The sequence below is a fragment of the Actinokineospora sp. NBRC 105648 genome, from assembly GCF_030269645.1.
Classification (GTDB): Bacteria; Actinomycetota; Actinomycetes; order Mycobacteriales; family Pseudonocardiaceae; genus Actinokineospora.
Window position 1 is genome coordinate 29538 of the sequence record NZ_BSTR01000045.1, and the last position, 18217, is coordinate 47754.

General features: G+C 67.2%; 20 protein-coding genes. 12 read left to right on the forward strand and 8 right to left on the reverse strand.

What is annotated here, in order from left to right:
- Nucleotides 1-290: 290 nt before the first annotated feature.
- The 3 genes from QSK30_RS28905 to QSK30_RS28915 form a co-directional block, all read right to left on the reverse strand.
- Nucleotides 291-1385 (reverse strand): SPFH domain-containing protein, encoded by a 1095-nt coding sequence (locus QSK30_RS28905; RefSeq protein ID WP_285507608.1) that lies wholly within the window; start codon nt 1383-1385, stop codon nt 291-293.
- A 3-nt stretch (nt 1386-1388) separates the two neighbouring features.
- Nucleotides 1389-1820 carry an NfeD family protein gene (locus tag QSK30_RS28910; RefSeq protein WP_285507610.1) on the reverse strand — a complete coding sequence of 144 codons (432 nt, stop codon included), beginning with the start codon at nt 1818-1820 and terminating at the stop codon, nt 1389-1391.
- Between the two features lie 202 nt (nt 1821-2022).
- Nucleotides 2023-3195, reverse strand: a complete 1173-nt coding sequence (locus QSK30_RS28915) for a PucR family transcriptional regulator (RefSeq protein WP_285507612.1) — start codon at nt 3193-3195, stop codon at nt 2023-2025.
- A gap of 313 nt (nt 3196-3508) precedes the next feature.
- Between QSK30_RS28915 and QSK30_RS28920 the strand changes: the two genes are divergently transcribed.
- The 3 genes from QSK30_RS28920 to QSK30_RS28930 all read left to right on the forward strand — a co-directional run bounded on the left by QSK30_RS28920 (nt 3509) and on the right by QSK30_RS28930 (nt 6464).
- Entirely contained in the window at nt 3509-5461 is a 1953-nt protein-coding gene (locus QSK30_RS28920) for a glycoside hydrolase family 15 protein (protein ID WP_285507614.1), read from the forward strand.
- A gap of 351 nt (nt 5462-5812) precedes the next feature.
- Nucleotides 5813-6136, forward strand: coding sequence for a hypothetical protein (locus QSK30_RS28925; RefSeq protein WP_285507616.1), 324 nt, complete (start codon nt 5813-5815; stop codon nt 6134-6136).
- A gap of 22 nt (nt 6137-6158) precedes the next feature.
- The gene (locus QSK30_RS28930; RefSeq protein ID WP_285507618.1) at nt 6159-6464 is read left to right on the forward strand and encodes a DUF3040 domain-containing protein; all 306 of its coding nucleotides are present in this window, start codon (nt 6159-6161) and stop codon (nt 6462-6464) included.
- 13 nt (nt 6465-6477) lie between these two features.
- Here the strand turns inward: QSK30_RS28930 and QSK30_RS28935 are convergent, their stop codons facing one another.
- Entirely contained in the window at nt 6478-6840 is a 363-nt protein-coding gene (locus tag QSK30_RS28935; RefSeq protein ID WP_285507620.1) for a hypothetical protein, read from the reverse strand.
- Here QSK30_RS28935 and zwf point away from each other — a divergent pair.
- The 4 genes from zwf to QSK30_RS28955 all read left to right on the forward strand — a co-directional run bounded on the left by zwf (nt 6839) and on the right by QSK30_RS28955 (nt 9902).
- Complete coding sequence (gene zwf, locus QSK30_RS28940) at nt 6839-8260, forward strand: glucose-6-phosphate dehydrogenase (protein ID WP_285507621.1); 1422 nt, start codon at nt 6839-6841, stop codon at nt 8258-8260. The genes QSK30_RS28935 and zwf overlap by 2 nt on opposite strands.
- Before the next feature lie 392 nt (nt 8261-8652).
- On the forward strand, nt 8653-8799 hold the full coding sequence (locus QSK30_RS28945) for a hypothetical protein (protein ID WP_285507623.1): 147 nt from the start codon (nt 8653-8655) through the stop codon (nt 8797-8799).
- Between the two features lie 218 nt (nt 8800-9017).
- Complete coding sequence (locus tag QSK30_RS28950; protein ID WP_285507625.1) at nt 9018-9479, forward strand: universal stress protein; 462 nt, start codon at nt 9018-9020, stop codon at nt 9477-9479.
- Nucleotides 9480-9539: 60 nt separating this feature from the next.
- Nucleotides 9540-9902 carry an HPF/RaiA family ribosome-associated protein gene (locus QSK30_RS28955; RefSeq protein WP_285507626.1) on the forward strand — a complete coding sequence of 121 codons (363 nt, stop codon included), beginning with the start codon at nt 9540-9542 and terminating at the stop codon, nt 9900-9902.
- Nucleotides 9903-10682: 780 nt separating this feature from the next.
- Here QSK30_RS28955 and QSK30_RS28960 read toward each other — a convergent pair.
- Entirely contained in the window at nt 10683-11546 is an 864-nt protein-coding gene (locus tag QSK30_RS28960; protein ID WP_285507627.1) for an ADP-polyphosphate phosphotransferase, read from the reverse strand.
- A 515-nt stretch (nt 11547-12061) separates the two neighbouring features.
- Here QSK30_RS28960 and QSK30_RS28965 point away from each other — a divergent pair.
- Together QSK30_RS28965 and QSK30_RS37005 are read left to right on the forward strand one after the other, a co-directional pair.
- Nucleotides 12062-12610 (forward strand): STAS domain-containing protein, encoded by a 549-nt coding sequence (locus tag QSK30_RS28965; protein ID WP_285507628.1) that lies wholly within the window; start codon nt 12062-12064, stop codon nt 12608-12610.
- A gap of 95 nt (nt 12611-12705) precedes the next feature.
- Nucleotides 12706-13047, forward strand: a complete 342-nt coding sequence (locus tag QSK30_RS37005; RefSeq protein ID WP_352231638.1) for an STAS domain-containing protein — start codon at nt 12706-12708, stop codon at nt 13045-13047.
- Nucleotides 13048-13653: 606 nt separating this feature from the next.
- Here the strand turns inward: QSK30_RS37005 and QSK30_RS28970 are convergent.
- Nucleotides 13654-13845, reverse strand: coding sequence for a hypothetical protein (locus QSK30_RS28970; protein WP_285507629.1), 192 nt, complete (start codon nt 13843-13845; stop codon nt 13654-13656).
- A gap of 302 nt (nt 13846-14147) precedes the next feature.
- Between QSK30_RS28970 and QSK30_RS28975 the strand changes: the two genes are divergently transcribed.
- A complete protein-coding gene (locus tag QSK30_RS28975) occupies nt 14148-14360 on the forward strand; it encodes a hypothetical protein (RefSeq protein ID WP_285507630.1) in 213 nt (70 codons plus the stop codon).
- 729 nt (nt 14361-15089) lie between these two features.
- Here the strand turns inward: QSK30_RS28975 and QSK30_RS28980 are convergent.
- Together QSK30_RS28980 and QSK30_RS28985 are read right to left on the reverse strand one after the other, a co-directional pair.
- Entirely contained in the window at nt 15090-16421 is a 1332-nt protein-coding gene (locus QSK30_RS28980) for a DUF2254 domain-containing protein (RefSeq protein WP_285507631.1), read from the reverse strand.
- A gap of 90 nt (nt 16422-16511) precedes the next feature.
- Nucleotides 16512-16715 carry a hypothetical protein gene (locus QSK30_RS28985; RefSeq protein WP_285507633.1) on the reverse strand — a complete coding sequence of 68 codons (204 nt, stop codon included), beginning with the start codon at nt 16713-16715 and terminating at the stop codon, nt 16512-16514.
- Between the two features lie 595 nt (nt 16716-17310).
- Between QSK30_RS28985 and QSK30_RS28990 the strand changes: the two genes are divergently transcribed.
- Nucleotides 17311-17919, forward strand: a complete 609-nt coding sequence (locus QSK30_RS28990) for an AI-2E family transporter (RefSeq protein ID WP_285507635.1) — start codon at nt 17311-17313, stop codon at nt 17917-17919.
- A gap of 11 nt (nt 17920-17930) precedes the next feature.
- Nucleotides 17931-18116 (forward strand): AI-2E family transporter, encoded by a 186-nt coding sequence (locus tag QSK30_RS28995; RefSeq protein ID WP_285507637.1) that lies wholly within the window; start codon nt 17931-17933, stop codon nt 18114-18116.
- The last annotated feature ends 101 nt before the right edge of the window (nt 18117-18217 follow it).

Sequence of the window (18217 nt, forward strand, 5' to 3'; positions counted from 1 at the left end):
GTCTGGAGTGGTAAGGCTGGCACCCAGAGGTGACAACCGTCAGTCGGGAGCGGCCGAGCGATCGGCGCCGGCAGGCACGGGGCCGATTCAGCCCACATCGCGGGTCCGGCCGCCGTCGGCTTCCCATCGTTGCTCCGCGGCGTCGGCCATCCGAGGACGCAGAACCGCGATAGCCACCTCTGGGTGGTTGCCGTGCGTCTCGTCGGCGCCGGAGTGGATGTTCCTGGTCTCTTCACCGATAGACCGATCCGGTCGACCGAGTGATGCACGATTGGTCTCTCGGTCTGTGGTCACGATCGAGTTGGTACAGCGATCGGGTTGTTGTCGTTCTGGTGTTTCCTGTCTCCGTTGGCGCCGGGGCCGGTAGTGCTGGGTGTGATGTGGGGGCTGTCGGCTTGGGCTGCGTCGGCGAGCGCTTCCGCGGAGGCTTGCGCTGCCTGGGCCGCGTCGTTGGCGGCGTGGGCGGCCATGCCGTCGGAGGAAGTTTCGCGCGTGGCCGGTGATGGGGGGAGGGCCTCGGTGAAGGCGCGGGACACGCCTTGGAGCGCTGAGGTGACCTCGCTGGGGATGACCCAGAACGTGTTGCCCGGGCCCTGAGCTAGCTGGGGCAGCATCTGGAGGTACTGGTAGGCGAGCACTTTGGGATCGGGGTCGTTGCGGTGAATGGCCTGGAAGACTTCGTCGATGGCGCGGGACTGGCCTTCTGCGTTGAGGATCGCTGCGGTCCGGTTGCCCTCGGCGCGGAGCACGGCGGACTGCTTGTCGCCTTCGGCGGTGAGGATCTGGGACTGGCGTTGCCCTTCTGCGCCAAGGATCGCGGCGCGCTTGTCGCGTTCGGCGCGCATCTGCTTTTCCATCGCGTCCTTGATGGACTGCGGCGGGTCGATTGCCTTGATCTCGACTCGGTTGACCCGCAGGCCCCATTTTCCGGTGGCCTCGTCGAGAACGCCGCGCAGCTGGTTGTTGATGGTGTCGCGGGAGGTGAGGGTGCGTTCCAGGTCCATGGAGCCGACGACGTTGCGCAGGGTGGTGACGGTGAGTTGTTCGACAGCCTGCAGGAAGCTGGCGATCTCGTAGGCCGCGGCGCGCGGATCGGTGACCTGGAAGTACAGGACGGTGTCGATTTCGACGACCAGGTTGTCCTCGGTAATCACCGGCTGTGGTTGGAATGAGACGACCTGTTCCCGCAGGTCGATCACTGGGTAGACACGGTCGACGTAGGGGATGACGAAGTTGAGGCCGGGCTTCAGTGTGCGGTGGTAGCGGCCGAGTCTTTCGACATTGCGAGCGCGTGCCTGGGGCACGATGCGCACCGCCCGCAGCACGGTGAAGATCGCGAACAGGGCGATGAGCAGTCCGGCGATGAGGAAGGCGGAGATTTCCATGGGTTACTCCTGGGGGTAGACGAGTGCCGTGGTGCCGTTGATCTCCATGACCGCGACGGTGGCACCGGCGGGGATCACAAGGGTGTGGTCGTAGGTGCGGGCCGTCCATTCCTCGCCACCGATGCGAACCCGGCCGTCCGACCCGCTCACTTCTGAGACGACGTATGCGGCCGTGCCGACCAGTGCGTCCACTCCGAACCGCTGCGCCTGAGGCTGGAGCATGTGCCGCAGCGCGATCGGACGGACAAGCAGGATCCCGACCGTTGCGGCGACGGCGAACACCAACAGCTGCACGGGCAGCGGAAGGCCGATGGCGGCGAAACCCACCGTGACCAGAGCGGCGCCGCTGAGCATTCCGAGCGCCGCGGTGAGGGTGAAGACCTCGGCCACACCCAGCACCACGGCGAAGATCAACCAGATCAGCCACTGGCTCATGGGACGGCCTCCTGCCAGGTGCGCGAACGAGAGGACAATTCCACTCTGCCTGAGCGTGCTCCGACTACCACTTACGGGTAAGGCACCTGGTCGGCCATGCTTGCCCGGTTCCGCGTTCCGGATCCCGGCAATATCACCGTGGGATCGGCGCCGAGTACGTCTGGCGTGTGGGTTACCATCAATTCGACCTCTGCTCGTACGCTCAGTCGATCGAGGGCAACGGTTGACGCGGCCAGTCCAGCAGCCGTGCCCCGAGCACTGCCGCTTCCAGCGCGAACCGCTGCGTCGGCTCGGCCACATCGTGTCCGGTGAGCCGCTTGATCCGGTCGAGGCGGTAGGTGACGGCGCGGACGCTGAGGTGCAGCCAGCGGGCGGCGGCGGCGTGGACCCCACCCGAGGCGAAGTATCCCGCGAGGGTGTCCAACAGCGGTTGCGCGCCGTCGCGCGCCTGTTCCAGCGGCCCCAGCACGGTGGTGACCAGGTCAGTGATGGCGACTCGGTCACGAAGCAGTACCTGGAAAACGAGAAGGTCGGCGGCGAACAGCACCTGGGCGGTAAGGCAGAGCGAGTCGGCCAGTTCCAGCGTTCTGCGGGCTTCTTCGTAGGAGCGTACGGCGCCACCAGGCCCGGCATGGGTGCGGCCCACCCCGAGACGCCAGTGGGCATCGGCTCCCATGCCGAACTTCACCTGCCGGGCGAACTCCGCGAGCAGGTCGGCGGACGTGCCGGCAGCGACGCAGATCAACAACTCGTCTTTGGTGGTAATGAGAAGATCGCGGGTACCGAAGCGTGCCAGCATGGCGGACTCGACGCGGCGGGTTACAGGGTCGCCGTCGACAAAGCCGTGGTCCGCGCGGGCGACGGCGACGGCCAGGTGACCGGCCAGTTGCAGACCGAAGCGTTCCGCCGTTTCGGCCATCCGGCCGAGATCGCTGCGACCGTTGAGCAGGTCGTCGATGAACTCTCGGCGCCGCGTCTCCTCCTGACGCATCACCAGTCGCTGGGTTGCCTCGTAGCCTTCGGCGAGAGCGACGACGGCGTCCGCAGCGGCACGCAGCACACTCTCGGTGATAGCGCGCACCGTGGTGCCGCTCGCACCGGTGACACTGGGAAGCTCGGACCAGACCAGCAAGTTCGCGGTGAGGTATAGGTCGACCACGGCACGCAGGGGGATGTTCTGCTCGGCGGCGGCGGCCCCAAGGGCACGTCGGGTGTCTAGCTCGTCACGGGCCAGTCGGCGGTTGGTCGCGCCCACCGAGACCAGCATCTCGATGTACCCGTCGAGTAGCGACGACGCCTCTACGCCGGAGCCGGCGGCCGCGTTGGCGGTGATGGCGGCCACGTTCACTGCCGTGAACCCACGTTCGGTCGCCATCGGACCGCCCCTTCCGCCCCGTCGTTGCCGTATCCCGGCAACCCGGTCTCTGCAGAGTAGCCAGACCAGCGCCTTGTTAACCGCGTCGCGCGTGGGGAATTGTCGAGGTGGGCGGCCGCGTGGAGGAATTCCTCGATTCTTGGCCGATTGCTCGCACAGGATTGTCCCGAACGTGGAGGTTGACCGTGTCCCGAAGATGGGCCCTGCGTCGACAGACCCGTACAGCAATCGTCGAACCGCTACGGGAGCGCAGGCCAGGATTGGTGTCACCGCCTCATCCCGCATCGCTGAGCTCGCCTGCACCGCACCCTCCGTGCGGGTCGACTTCGCCAAGGTCGGCATCGTCGCCGCATCCGCGGTCAGTGCCGCGGTGGGCGTCACCCTGCCGCTCCGCGTCACCCCGACACCCCGAGAAGGCGACGATATGAACTCAGCCCGGCCACTGCGGCGCGTCGGCGGCTACCTGCCGCTGGCCGACCACGGCCTGATCGGCGACGGACGAGGAAGTGCCCTCGTCGGCCGCGACGGCTCGATCAGCTGGATGTGCGTTCCCCGCTTCGACAGCGACCCGATCTTCTGCGGGCTGCTCGACCACCGCCTCGGGGGCGAGTTCCTCCTCGCCCCCGAGGCGGTGCACTCGAGCCGCCAGTACTACCTGCCCGACACCGGGGTGCTGGTCACCGAGATGCGCTGCGCGACCGGCCTGGTGGAGGTGACCGACGCGTTCATCCTGCGCCCCGGCGCCGACCTCACCGTCGACACACCCGCGGCGAGCGGCGAACTGCTGCGCTATGTCCGGGTGCTGCAGGGGCGGGTCGAGCTCCGGATCGCGGTCCGTCCCCGCGGTGGCGCCGACGTCGACCGCCACGGCGGCGGTCTGCGGCTGCGCTGCTCGCGGCCCGACCTGGAACTGCACCTGCTGTCCGAGCGGCCACTGGACGGTCTCGACACGACCGTACGGGTCGAGGCCGGTCAGGACCTCTGGCTGCTGCTGCGGTGGGAATCGGGCGCACGCCGGGCGCACCGCGTCCACCCCCGTCGGCTGCTGGACGAGACGGCGGTGACCTGGCGCCGCTGGACCGCCGGGATCTCCTACGACGGGCCGCAGACCACACTGGTGCGGCGTTCGGCGATCACACTCAAGCTGCTCGACAACGTCGAGAACGGTGCCATCGTCGCGGCACCCACCTCCTCGCTGCCCGAATCGATCGGCGGTGCCCGCAACTGGGACTACCGCTACACCTGGATCCGCGACGCGGCCTTCTCCGTGTACGCGCTGCGCCGAATCGGGCTGACCACCGAAGCTGACAGCTTCCTGGGCTGGGTCCTGGACGCCATCGAGGGCGGCAAACCCCGCGTGCTCTACAACCTCGACGGACAGGAACCCCCGCCCGAGCACGTGGACCACGACCTGGCCGGGTACCGGGGGTCTGGGCCCGTCCGTTGGGGCAACGGCGCTGCCGACCAGGTCCAGCACGACGTATACGGCGAGATCCTCGACTGCGCCTACCAGTGGGCCGCCCGCGGCGGTCACGTCGACGACACGCTCTGGGCCCACCTTGCTGGGCTCACCGAGGCCGCCGCTACGGTGTGGAGGCAGCCCGGCCAGGGCATCTGGGAGGTGCGCTCCACCGCCCGCCCGTTCACCTACTCCGTGGCCATGTGCCAGGTCGCCCTTGACCGAGCAGCCCGGCTCGCGACCCGGCTGCACCTGCCCGGTGACGTGACCCGATGGGCCGACACCGCCGACGAGCTGAGCGCGCGCATCCTGGATGAGGCATGGGACGAGGAACGCGGCAGCCTCACCGAGCACCTGGGACCCGGCGGCGGGCTGGACGCGAGCCTGCTCGCCCTGCCGCTGCGCCGCGTCCTGCCCGCCGACCACCCGCGGATGCTCGCGACCACCCGCGCGATCACCGACCGGCTCGGCGCCGGGGGCGGCCTGCTGTTCCGGTACCTGCCCGACGAGTCACCCGACGGGCTGCCCGGGCGCGAAGGCGCCTTCCTGCTGTGCAGCTTCTGGCTGGTCGACAACCTAGTCGGACAAGGTCGCGTCGACGACGCGGCTGAACTGTACGAAAGCCTGTGTGCCAAGGCCAACCCGCTCGGGCTGCTGCCCGAGCAGATCGACCCAGCGGACGGGTCCTTCCTGGGCAACTACCCCCAGGCGTTCAGCCACATCGGCGTCATCTCCAGCGGCGTGAGCCTGACCCGAGCGCTACACGGCGCTCCCTCCGAACTGTCCACCCGCACCCGGCCCGCCTGACCGTGAGGCCCCGCCAGGGTCGATCAAGCCCGTCCAGCCTCTCCGTTTCCGGACCCGGGCAACTCGACGGTGTCCACCTTTGCCCGATGAACCCCTTTGACCACGGCCTGGACACACTTACAGTCTAAGGATAGAAGGGCGGACACTCATCGCGTCGAGTGATACCGCCGCCGCGACTATCCGCCGCAGCCCGGGACTCGCCTGCAGGCGGCTCTCACCGGCCTCTCGTCACGATCTGCCCGCGCTACTAACCCCGCGACGTCTCCTTCGACCCGCGACCCAGCATGACCGTTAGCCGGGCGGTCTGCGGGCCGGTCGATCCTTCCGGGTCACCGAGGAAGGGCACAGAAGGTGCGCGTCGTCGTGCTACACGACGCCACGGGCTATTGCCTGCTGACCGGGATCGGCCGGGCACCCATCAAGCGTCGCCTCCAGATGAGCGCCAATCCGACCAGCCGGGCCGTGTCGATCCGCAGCATGCTACTCCTGATGATATTAGGGGGCGGTACGACTCAACCGACCCGCGATGACCGGGCGGACTCGCGCGGGCGAACCGTCCATGCGCTTCGTCGCCTGGCCCGACATCATCGAGCCGCTGCGCGAACATCGAGCCAGGTCGTCGAGGCTCGAACCACGATGAAGGACAACCGGTGTCGCGAGGAACTGGACCTGTGATCGACAAGATGGGAGAAGCGTCATGGAGTTGTCGCGCCGGGAACAGGAAATCCTTGCCCAGATCGAAGGGGAACTCACCGACAAGGCAAAGACACTTGCGGCAACTCTGAACACCGGCCCCGTATGGCGCCTGCGGTACTCATCCCTCGTGCGGACCGGTTTGGGCCTCGCCGGGCTTCTCGTACTCGGGCTTGTGGTCGTGATCGTGCTCGGCGTGCAACTGCTCGAACTCGGGCCGCTTGGCTTGTGCATCCTCACGGCCATCGTGGTCGTCCCGTGGTTCGTTCTGGCCTGCGCTCGCGTCAACCACAGCGAGGCCGACGACTAGCCGTGGGTAGCGGTCATGTTGTGGTGTTCCTCGTGGTTTGTTGGCGGTGCTCTCGCGACGTGGTGTCGACGTTGTGGACGCTGGACGGACACCAGTCGGGCGAGAACGTCACGGTGACCGTGAGACCAGCGACCGCAGCGACCGTGGTGCCGACGGTTCGCTGTACCGCACGACCGATGGCCGTGGCTTGGACCTGCCCAGAGATCACCACGTATACCTCCACCTGCACGGCGTCCGTCCGTGCGAACTCGACCCAAGGGGGGTGGGTCATTCCTGCCGCGCCCCACCAGATCACGGCCCACCAACCGACCTTGTAGGCGATGGTGTCCAGTGAGAGTCGAAGTGCTGCTTCGAGTGCGAAGGAGACGTTGACCATGAGTGACCGCAGTCGGAACGCGCTAGCGTCGGATGCGTTCGTGTTCTTCGGTGCGACGGGTGACCTCGCGTATAAGATGATCTTTCCCGCGCTGTATCGGATGGTGAAGCGAGGTAGCCTTTCGGTCCCGGTGATCGGGGTGGCCTACTCGCAGTGGGATCTGGCACGCCTGTCCGAACGGGTGCGGGACAGCATCGAGCAGTCCGACGGTGGCATCGACGACCCGGATGCGCTGGAACGACTGCTGTCGTTGTTGAGTTACGTGGACGGCGACTACGGCGATCCCAACACCTTCAGTGCGCTCGGCCGGGCGCTTGAGGGCGCCCACCGTCCAGCCCATTACCTCGCGATCCCGCCTGCGCTGTTCGCGACGGTGACCATGGGACTCGGTGCTGCGGGCCTTGCCCGCGACGCGCGGGTCATCGTCGAGAAGCCGTTCGGTCGTGATCTCGCCTCTGCCCGTGAGTTGAACCGGACTCTGCGTTCGGTCTTCCCGGAGGACTCGATCTTTCGCATCGACCACTTCCTCGGCAAGGAGGAGATCCTGAATCTGCTCTACTTCCGATTCGCCAACTCGTTTTCGGAACCGATCTGGAACCGCAACCACATTGCCAGCGTCCAGATCACGCTTGCCGAGCAGTTCGGCGTCCAAGGGCGGGGCGCCTTCTACGAGACCGCGGGCTGCCTGCGTGACGTGATCGAGAACCACGTGTTCCAGATCGTCGCGCTGCTGGCCATGGAACCGCCATCCTACCAAGGTTTCGGGGCAGTACGCCGCGAAAAGTTCAACATCTTCAAGGCGATGCGCCCACTGGACGCCGACGACGTGGTACGCGGGCAGTTCACCGGCTACCGCGACGAAGCGGGCGTGGCGAATGACTCCGACGTGGAAACCTTCTGCGCGGTAAGGCTTTTCATCGACTCATGGCGCTGGTCCGGTGTTCCCTGGTACCTGAGGTCCGGAAAGTGCCTGGCTGAGACGGCGGCGGAAGTACTGGTCGAGCTGAAGCCACCACCTCAACGCCTTTTCGACGACTCCACCCCCGAGCACGGTCTCGCCAACTACCTGCGCTTCCGGCTCGCGCCCAACCCGGTGATCGCGCTCGCGGCCCGGGTGAAGCGGCCCGGCGAGGAGTTTCTCGGTGACCAACGTGAACTCTCGCTGCTCAACGCGCAGCCGAACAAGGAACAACCCTACGAACGACTCCTCGGCGATGCCTTGGCCGGCCAGGACGCGCTTTTCACGAGTGCGGAAAACGTCGAGGCGGCCTGGGCGGTCGTCGCTCCTGTCCTCGACCACCACGACCGCGCCTATCCTTACGAACCCGGCAGTTGGGGACCGGCACGAGCCGACACCCTCATCACCAACGCACACTGGCGCAACCCCACCACGGGTCCGTCACCAGCCTCGTCGCCGTGACAAGGTCCTGGGCCCTGTGGTGTCTGTGCGGATGGTCGCCCGCCGGAACCGACACAGGCGTAGGCCCACAGACCGTCGTCTGTCCCCGGTGGGCGCCAGCCACACCGCCGTCTTCGGCCTTCTCTGCCCTGCCCGTGTGTGTTCACCCCGGTGCGAACCTGGTGTAGGAAACGTGAGGAATGTGAGTGCGATGGGCGACAACGCCGAACCTCCCAGGTCTGCTGTCACCGCCACCAAGGAACCCCGGACCGATCGCACCGAATTCCGTGTGAGCGCCAATGGCCCGGCGGGCGCTCGCCGCGGATCCCTGTACCGCTATCGCCACGCGTCACCTTCTCGCCGGTATCCGGCTCGCGTTGGATGTCATACTTCTATGAGCTTTGCTGGACCAGGTGTTCGGCAAGCTCTCGACCAAGTCGGCGAAGGCATTGATCAACGGCGGCAACCCGACTCAAGAGTCCTTGGCCCATCGAGGGCTGCGGTGGCCATCGACGACCAATCCGTTCACGGACGACCATCTCATTCACGGGCTGTCCTGATCGTCCTTGTCCTTCTCGCCGCGGGCAACACCGTCGGGTTCGGCAAGGCCTGGGCCGCCCCCTGGTGCGGCGGAGCCCCTGGCCCAAGTAGCCGCAGTCGGCTGACCACCGGACTCGACGTCAACGACACCAGGTGCACACACAGGACAGCCCTACCCTCGTCAGGCCATGCCGCCTCGGCGTGACGAGCCACGGCCACCAGCGTTCAGGAGAGTGACATGCACGATCTCAGCAGCGAGCAGCGCTCGGCATGCATCATCGTCGGCGTCGACGGCTCGGAATGCTCGAAAACAGCCCTGCGGTGGGCGATATCGCAGGCACGCCTGACCGGGGCGAGTGTCGAAGCCTTTGCCGCCTGGCAGGACCCGGTAATGTATGGCTACGCCTACGGGTGGGCGCCAACCTCTTTCGCCGGAAGCGACAGCCTGCAGGCCATCACCGAAAAGACCCTCGCCGAAACAGTCGCCGGCGTCGCCGGGTCTGGGGGCCAGGCGGTGACAATCCGCACACGCGTCGTCCAGGGTCATCCCACCCAGGTCCTGATGGATGCCGCTACCGGGGCGCAAATGCTGGTCGTGGGCAGTCGCGGGCACGGCACCTTCGCCGGCATCCTGCTCGGTTCGGTCAGCCAGCACTGCGTGCAGCATGCGCCCTGTCCGGTGACCGTCATCCCGCAGTAGCAGCACCCGGTTCCATGCCGCACGGTACCGGTCAGATATTGGACGTCAAGGAGATGGGTCATGCAGATTCAGGTCAATACGGACACGAACGTCGATTTCCACGATGACCTGGTCCAACGGATCGAGGCAGACGTGGAGTCGGCGCTCGCCCGTTTCGGAGACCAGATCACTCGCGTGGAGATCCACTTGAGCGATGAGAACGCCGAGAAGTCCGGTGCCTCGGACAAACGATGCATGCTGGAAGCACGTCCCGCCGGACACCAGCCGGTCGCCGTCTCCCACCACGCGGCATCGATGGACGAGGCGTGCAACGGCGCTCTTCGCAAACTCGAGGCACTGCTTGAGAGCAAATACGGACGGTCCGACAACCGCAAGGGTGGACAGTCCATCCGCCACCTGCCAGTCGGTGGAGAGTTGAGCTGAATCTACGCTGCACCCGACCCCGGGTTTCCGCAGTCGACTGACAGTCTGGACACCGACCCTTGCGCCTGACCAGCGGACACGGAGAGGTGGGCGCTCAACGCCGCACCGCGGCATGATCATGTCCGCCTGCGGCTCAGTGTCCGGTCGCGATCCACGACCTATGCACCGCATCGTGCCAGATCAGCGACAGGTGGAGCATCTCTCGTCAGAGATTGATTGAGGGCCCGTCACGGTCACACCCGACCTGATACGAACGGATCGGTCACACCGACCAAGGGCGATGGCTTGCCCACCTCGACACCGAGCCGTCTCGGCAGCGCCGATATCGCGCGGATCGGGACCACGACCCGGACCTACGGGCGGTTGACCATCAGTACGGCGGCGGTACCTGTCACGAAGCCCTGGTGACGGTGCTGTCGGCGGTTGCTCGGCGTCGAGGCCCCGACGGGGTGACCGGCCGGCTCCACTGCGCGCTGGCCGACCTGCACAATCTGGCAGCCTGGACCGCGTTCGACACCGGGCAGCTCGACCCGGCCCGCACCCATCTCGCCCCGGCCCGCACCCATGTCGACCGGGCCATCACCTTGGCGCGAACCGGCCGCAACGATGACCTGGTCGCCACATCAGCCCCCGCCGGGGCCGTACCCACCTCCACACGTGGCAGTGCGAGGCCAGTGGTGAGTGCCGCGTGCTGGCCGAGTTCGAAGTCCGCGAACGCCGTGTCGGGCGCACCGTCGCGGTCATCTGGTGGTCGTCGGTAGCGCGACGTGGGCCCTCCGGTCAGAGTTGGCTGCGGAACGAAAGCAGTTCCTGATGGCGTTCGTCGGTCGTCTCGGGGTAGGCCATCTTGAGGTCGGACAGCGTCTCGAGGAGGATCTGGGAGACGATCAGTCGGGCGTTGTGTTTGTCGTCGGCGGGGACGACATACCACGGGGCGTGTTCGGAGCTTGTGGCACTCAGACAGTCGCCGTAGACGGTCATGTATGTGTCCCAGTAGGACCGTTCGTGGATGTCGGCGATGCTGAACTTCCAGTTCTTGTCCGGATCGTCGATGCGGGCTCGGAACCGTGTGGCCTGCTCGTCCTTGGACAGGTGCAGGAAGATCTTGACGATCTGGGTACCGTTGCGGTGCAGGTGCTTCTCGAGGTCGCCGATGGATTGGTAACGCTGTTCCCAGATCATCGCGTCGTCGATCAACTCCTCAGGCAGTCCATGACCGTGCAGGATTTCGGGGTGGACACGGGCGATCACGACGTCCTCGTAGTAGGAGCGGTTGAAGACACCGATCCGGCCACGTTCGGGCAGGCAGCGGCTGGTACGCCAGAGAAAGTCGTGGTCGAGTTCCTGGTCGGTGGGTTGTTTGAAGCTGAAGACCTGGCAGCCTTGCGGGTTGATTCCGGACATGACGTGGCGGATCGCGCCGTCCTTGCCGGCGGCGTCCATGCCTTGAAAGATCACGAGCAACGACCAGTGGTCGGAGGCATAATGCAGACGTTGTAGTGACTTTAGTTTCTTACCGGTCTTCTTCAGCTTCTTCTTGTAGTTCTTGTGCGACTTATAGAAAGGCTTTACGGTAGTTGGCCGTTCGGTCAGATCCACCTGTTCTCCGGCCTCGACACGGAACACTGTCGGATCAATTTTCACGGGTTGTCCCTTCGTGGCAATTCTTGGTACGCGACATGTTTGTGGCACGCGCCGCCGACCAGGCCGCCGGTGGACGATTGCGGGTCACAACTACCTCCCTGGCGCGTGGGCGCAGCCACCGCCAGGGACCGGGGCGGATCTGTAAACCGCGTATCCGCTGTCCAGGACCAAGTGAGCCCAGAAGCGTTGATCAACGGCCCAAGTCCTCAGGCTAGACCTATACAGGTCTAGCGGCAGGGTGCGCGGCCACCTGTCGTCATCTGCCACCACCCTGGCGGAGCCAACGATGTGATGTCTGGCAGCCCATGGTTCAGCTTGCGGAGAATCTGGTACTTGCCACAACATCGGATTCAGCCAGAGGCCGCCGACCCACCACGCACTTTCCGTGCGCGTCCAGGCGGCCTTGCAGGCGATGCCTACGCGGCGCATACTGACGCCCTCCCCCCGATTTGGTTGGGTGCTGCCCCGGCCCCGGCAGTCGATGCTGTTCGACTCGACGACCGGAGTGGTAGCCCGTGCCTGAGCATCAGTTCGCCGCTGGCGACATTCCCGACGCCCGTGTCCCGGGCGCCGGCACAGGACTCACCGGGGATCTCCTGGCGGTCCTCACCGCTGCCCCCCGAACCGGGTGGCTCGTGCAAAGCCAGGTACATGATCCGCCTGTCCCGACGTCCGATCCGGCGCACACCCATCACGCCCAACCGAGCCAGATAGCAACCGGCTCCCCGGTGGAGCGGTCGGGCCTGTCGGCGAGCTGGAGGCACGTGGGGGCCGCGGTGGTGGTGCGCGCCAGCGGCGAGGTTGATCTGGGCACCGCGCCGACGTTGGCTGCGGCGCTGCGGGCAGGCTGCCTGGCCGCACGCCCGCCGGGTCCGCTGGTGGTCGACCTGACCGGGATCCGATTCTTCTCCGCCGCAGGGCTGACCGCGCTGATCATCATCGACCTGCGCTGCCAACGCAGGCATCTCACCCTGAAGGTGGTGGCCACCCACCGCAGTGTGCTGATGCCGCTGCACATCACTGGCCTGGACACTCAGCTCACCATCGTTCCCGATGCCGCATGACACGCCCCGACCCCGTCCGCCAACCCCTTCCCGCCCGATCGGCGGGAACCCGCTGTGCGGGAACCTTCTTCGCGGGGCGCCGAGGAGGAGTCTCGATGGAGCTGCGACACACAACCCAGGATCGCGTGGAGTCCCTCGGCAGATCGGCGCCTCACCAGCTCAGGTTCGCCGGAGCGCTTGATGCGGAGAGCGCCCCGAACCTGGTCGAGCGCGTCAGGCGAGTTCCGGTCGGGACAGATGTGGAACTGGACCTGTCGGGAATGCGCGATCTGGGTGCTGCCGCATTGGCGGTCCTGGTCCGGTTGCACCGCCAGCGGGCTCGCGGCGGCGCAACCCTCTCCGTGACCGGGGTGCACCCGGCCGATCGCCGGGTGCTGGCCCTGGTAGGCCTCTCGGAGGTACCACCCGCTGCTCAGGCGGGGCAGTTCGCACCATGACCACGGCCGTGCCTTCAGCGCCGACACAACCCGGCATCCGCTCGGGTGCTGCCCGGCTGAGGATCTCGGTTCGGGTCGATGACGGTGTGGTGCTGCTCGTGATCGCTGGACCGATCGTTGCGGCGACCGCCGCGGGGGTCGCGTACGGAACTGCCCGAGTTGTGCGTGGCGTCCCGGTATCCTCGTCGTCAGCCTGCCCAACCTCCACGGCTCTGAGCGATATGGGCCTGCAGATCCCGGGGGAGTCCCACGAGCGGTGCTCCTAGCGTGGCCGGTGCCGGTTGCGGGTCGGTCCAGCATCCTGACCTTGTCAGCCTCCACGGTCACCACCCGCTCGGACGAGAACGGGGACCGCTGTCGGCACGCATCCATCGGGCCCCGAACGCACCCATGAACCTGGGTGGCCCCGGATCCGCGCAAGGCCAAGGACCAGATGCTCACACCGCACGAGTTCGCCGTTCTGGTTGCCGGGCCCGGCTAGTGGCGAGCGGACGCTGATGTAGGGCTGGCGCGTTCGATAGCGTGAGCAAACTGTGGCGACCGGCGGAGCCCAAGCGGTGCCCTCGTTGAGTCCTGCAGCGGGTTATTGAGGTCGTTGGATCAGGGTCATCCGACCTGTCCGTCGGTAACTGGTGTTCCACCCATGTTGTTCAGCATGTCGCGCCCGCCGGTGCGGAGGAATCGGATCACGAACGCGGCGGCGAGGGTGAGGAAGGCGATGTCGAGCCTCGTTGTGTGGTTCCAGGAGATGCCTACTTCGAAACCGTTGGCGGATCCCGCGGCCGGGATGAGGCCCATGGCCCCGGCAAAGTCGTATGGTCGCGGGCCGCCGCCTCCGCCACGTACCGCAGGCCCGCCCTGATGAGTGCCGTCGCCGCGTCGGTGCTGGCTGTCGCGGCCTGGGGTTCCCGCACCGGGCTGTTGGACTGATGTCGTCGGCTCGGTGGCGTGAGTTCCCGCCGCATGTGTTGCGTGAAGTGCGCATTGCTGGCCGATGGTGAGGGCGGCGCGCTGTGCGGTCCGCACGGCGAGGTGGGGTGGCTGTGCTCCCGGATGGGATGACGACGCCGTGTTCTCCACCCTTGTCCGGCGGATCTGGCATGTTCTGTGTGAGCCCGGTCGGCAGGCAGGTCTGGGACGGCTACTACGAGCCAGGAACCCTGATCTGGCACAGTCGCTGGGTGACGACGGACGAGGTGCTGGAATGTCGCGATGTGCTGGGGTTCCCCAGCGACCAGCACGGGCTTGCGCTCCTGGGCCGGGTCGAGGCGTGCGAACGGGACGTGCGAGTCCGGGTGCGGTTTGACGCTTGAGGGGGGCGGACACCACCCGATGCGCTATCTCCACCGCCAGGGCGGGCCTTGGGTCGCGGACACCGGTCGACGCCGGCTGCGGCTCAGCGGTGCGGCGAACGCCCGACGTGACCAGCACGGTCGCTTGGTGTTGGAACTGTCCATGCCCGCGGGCGGCACCACGATCTGGTCCTCGAGATCAGCGACCGCCCTCTCCCCACCTCGATCGGTCCCGTCGCGGCGTGGTCGGGCACCGAGCGCGCTTGGCACGCCGCGGTTCCGGACCTCACCTCCAGCGCCGCACCCCGCGACGCGAGCCACGCCTACGCGGTGCTGCGAGGGCTGACCACTCGCGAGGGGATGGTCGCAACCGTCACCCTGGGGCTTACTCGAACGCGCGAACGCGGGCCGCAACTACGACCACCGCCCCGTCGGGATCGTAACCGACGCGATCGCCGCACGGTCGGGCCAGGCCGACGCGGGAATCTGGGAACTGCGTGACCAGTGGTGGACCCACTCGTGGCTGTCCTGCGTGGCGGGCTTACGGAACGTATCGACGTCCACTTGCCGCGCGGGGCCGCCTGCGGCCCACCCCGGACTGCTCACCGAGGAGTTCGACATCCGCCAACGCCGGTTTGGGGGCGAGATGCCGCAGGCGTTCGTCCACGCCAGGTGGTTGTAAACCGTCCAGCGACTTCAGGAGGATCCCATCCTCGGTGAGGCGATCGCGGCACGGGCCGCACGTGCGGGTCACTCCGACGTCCACTGCCCGCGCAACGCCAGCCCGACCTGATCGCCGAGGTAGCGTAGGTGCTCGCGTTCGGTGCCGTCGAAATCCTGCGAATCGGCGGTGGCGCGCAGACGGGCCAACTGCTGCCCGATCACCCGCCGGTGATCGGGCAGGTCCACCGTCCACGCCAATTCACGCAGCAGCATCAGCAGCCTGCCCAGCAACGCCGGGTCCGCAGCGCCATAGCGCCGCGGCTGCGACACCGCCATGTCCAACAGGTCCCCGAGGTCCGGTCGGTGCAGCACCACCCGGATGAGGTCCTGGCCGTCGCGCAGGGCGCGGTGTCCCAGGTCGTGTCCGGCGAGGCGAGCCAGCAGTGCGGCGGAGTGGCCCAGCGCGTGGATGGCGGTGGTCGGGTCGTTGATTCCGGGCGAGAGCGCCTTGACTGCGACATCGGTGAGCTGCCGCAGCCCGAACCCGACGTCCTGGGCCGAGGTCCGCTCGGTCTGCGTCGATACAGCGGACGGTGCACGGGACAGCAGGCGCGCCGAGATCTCCTGTGTGAAGGCGTCGCCGTTGCGGGGCCAGCACACCCCGATCGGTGTGCCCGTGACGACGGAGTCACCGGGACGACGATCGATGACGATGATGGCGTCGGCGTCGACCGCCGCGGCCAGCAGCGCGCTCTCATCGACCCGGCCGAGGAACCCAGATGACGCGGCGAGCACCGGCACCCCGCTCGGCGGCGGCATCGGGAACACGGGCCGAGGCGAATCCCGGCCCCTTTCGACGAGGAGGCGGCTCACCGTGGCGTCGGCGTCGACGTGCACGTCGCGCACCATCGTCTCGACTCGGATCTTGCGTGCCAGGTGGGCCAGGAACAGTACCAGAAAGACCACACTGGCCAGAGCGAGTAGGAAGGCCAACGTCACCGACGCCTGCGGGACGAACGCCGGCTGGACGCCGTCGGCGGTGCGCACCGTGCGCAGCACAGTGAGGGCGTAGGCGAACGTGGCGAGGAACAAGGCCAGGGTGACGTGGACGAATCGGTCGCGGGTGAACGTGCGCAGGAGCCGGGGAGAGAACTGGCCGCTGGCCAGCTGCAGCGTCACCACGGTCAGCGAGAACGTCAACGAGGTGACCGTTATCAGGGAACCGGCGATCGCGGCCAACACCGAGCGGGCCGCGTCGGCGCCCCCGCCGAACAGGTACGCCGTCCATGCCGAGGGCAGATCCCCGTCGATCCGGGCGTCCACCTCCGGCAGAGTCACTCCCAGTGCCACCGCGAGGACGACCCCCGCTGTCGGCACCGGCCACAGCTGCGTGCGCAGGGCGTCTCGCAACGCGCTCACCGCACCACGAAACCTCGACATGGCCATGAGTTGCCTCGATTCGGCGAGTTCGGACCGCCACGGGATCAGGCCCGGTGGATGTCGGCCGCCTCATCGGGTGGTGGGTGCGGTCCGGGCCTTGGTGACCGTGAACGGCGTCCCCTGTTGGCATGTCGTGGCCTGGCCAGGTTGGGCGGTTCCCTCTACGACGACCTCGGCGCCCGCACGGATGACGTCCTCGTCACCTCCCAAGAGCAGGAATTGGCCCTGGTCGGTGGCCAACACCAGGCACCCGGCCTCCACTCCCTCTTGCACCAGTCCGCGCAGAACTGTTTGCGGCCGCGACGGTGGCGTGCCCGATGGGGTGGCGCTGGTGGTGGTCGGTGGCGAGGACGCGGTCGTACTGGTTTCTTGCTCGGGGTGCGACGTCCCACAGCCCGCTGAGGCGAGCAGAATGACCGCCAGGATCACGGGTGCCCGGTGACAGTCCATGCCGATGGTTACCCGCCAGCTCGGTTGCTGAACATCGATGCTGCTTGTCAGGCGTTCGCGAGGTCTTCGGAAGTCATGTTCCGGTGCGGTGCTTCTCGAACGGAGTCCCACGGGGTTGAAGTCCGCCACCAGTTTGCTTGAGTGTTTCAGCACGCACAACAGGGTCGTTCGTCTACCGTGACGAGCGACGGCGACCCGAGTCCTCCTGACACCCGTGGCATGGCGGACCGGCTCTGCTGGTGCCGGTGGTCTTGGGCTATGTGGCGGTCCGCCTGCTGGCGCTTCTCAGTGTGGTGGTGACCCCGTGGTGGTGGTGACCCCGTGGTGGTGGTGACCCCGTGGTGGTGGCCGTGCTGCTCGCGGCGCTGCTGCACCCGTTGGTCGGCTGGCTTCACCGGGCGGGCCTGCCGTCGCCGTGGTGTTGCTCGGCGCGCTCGCGCTGCTGAGTGGGTTGCTGGCTCTCGCGGTGAGCGCCCTGCTTCGCGAGCTGCCCGAGCTGCAGGGCACGATCGAGAACAGCGTGTCCGGTGTTCGCAACTGGCTGGTCGACGGGCCACTCAACCTCAGCCCCCGGCAGATCGACGAGGGCGTGGGCAGCCTCACCGACTGGTTGCGCGGACATGCCGAATCCCTGGCCGCGGGCGCCGGAGCGACCGCCTCGGCCGTTGTCCGGTTGCTCGTCGGCGGCGTCCTGGCCCTGTTCGCTCTGGTGTTCCTGCTGCACGACGGCGCCCGGATCTGGCGGGGTCTGACCCGCAGAGTGCCGCGCGACCTCGCCGGCCGGGTCGACGAACGAGGACGCCGTGCCTTCGCCCAGCTGTCCGCATACATGAGGGCCACCATCGCGGTGGCCTTCCTCGACGCGGCGGGTATCAGCATCGGCCTGCTCGTGGTCGGTGTGCCCTTTGTGCTCCCGCTGACCGCCCTGGTGTTCCTGGGCGGATTCGTGCCGTTCGTGGGCGCGTTCGTGTCCGGCATCGCGCGGTCCTGGTCGCCCTGCTCGTCAACGGGCCGCTTGCCGCGCTGATTATCGCCGTGGTGGTCGCCGTGCAACAACTGGAGGGCAACGTCCTGCAGCCGCTCCTGCTCGGTAAGGCCGTGAGCCTGCATCCACTCACCGTCGTTCTCGCCGTAGCCGTCGGGGGCGTGGTGGCGGGTATCACCGGCGCGCTGTTCGCGGTGCCGCTGCTGCTGGCGGTCCGATCTTTCCTCTCCGAACTGTGACGACCGAGCCGGCGCGGCGCGCGTAGTCGCTTGCCCCTTGGGCAGGTTGTTCCGCGTGGTGATAGCCGGTCTGTGCACCTGCGTGTCGCTGGTGGTGCTGC

Coding starts and splice junctions, on each gene's coding strand:
- QSK30_RS28905 (WP_285507608.1), bottom strand. CDS start 1,385: ATGGAAATCTCCGCCTTCCTCATCGCCGGACTGCTCATCGCCCTGTTC.
- QSK30_RS28910 (WP_285507610.1), bottom strand. CDS start 1,820: ATGAGCCAGTGGCTGATCTGGTTGATCTTCGCCGTGGTGCTGGGTGTG.
- QSK30_RS28915 (WP_285507612.1), bottom strand. CDS start 3,195: ATGGCGACCGAACGTGGGTTCACGGCAGTGAACGTGGCCGCCATCACC.
- QSK30_RS28930 (WP_285507618.1), top strand. CDS start 6,159: ATGGAGTTGTCGCGCCGGGAACAGGAAATCCTTGCCCAGATCGAAGGG.
- zwf (WP_285507621.1), top strand. CDS start 6,839: ATGAGTGACCGCAGTCGGAACGCGCTAGCGTCGGATGCGTTCGTGTTC.
- QSK30_RS28935 (WP_285507620.1), bottom strand. CDS start 6,840: ATGGTCAACGTCTCCTTCGCACTCGAAGCAGCACTTCGACTCTCACTG.
- QSK30_RS28950 (WP_285507625.1), top strand. CDS start 9,018: ATGCACGATCTCAGCAGCGAGCAGCGCTCGGCATGCATCATCGTCGGC.
- QSK30_RS28955 (WP_285507626.1), top strand. CDS start 9,540: ATGCAGATTCAGGTCAATACGGACACGAACGTCGATTTCCACGATGAC.
- QSK30_RS37005 (WP_352231638.1), top strand. CDS start 12,706: ATGGAGCTGCGACACACAACCCAGGATCGCGTGGAGTCCCTCGGCAGA.
- QSK30_RS28970 (WP_285507629.1), bottom strand. CDS start 13,845: ATGGGCCTCATCCCGGCCGCGGGATCCGCCAACGGTTTCGAAGTAGGC.
- QSK30_RS28975 (WP_285507630.1), top strand. CDS start 14,148: ATGTTCTGTGTGAGCCCGGTCGGCAGGCAGGTCTGGGACGGCTACTAC.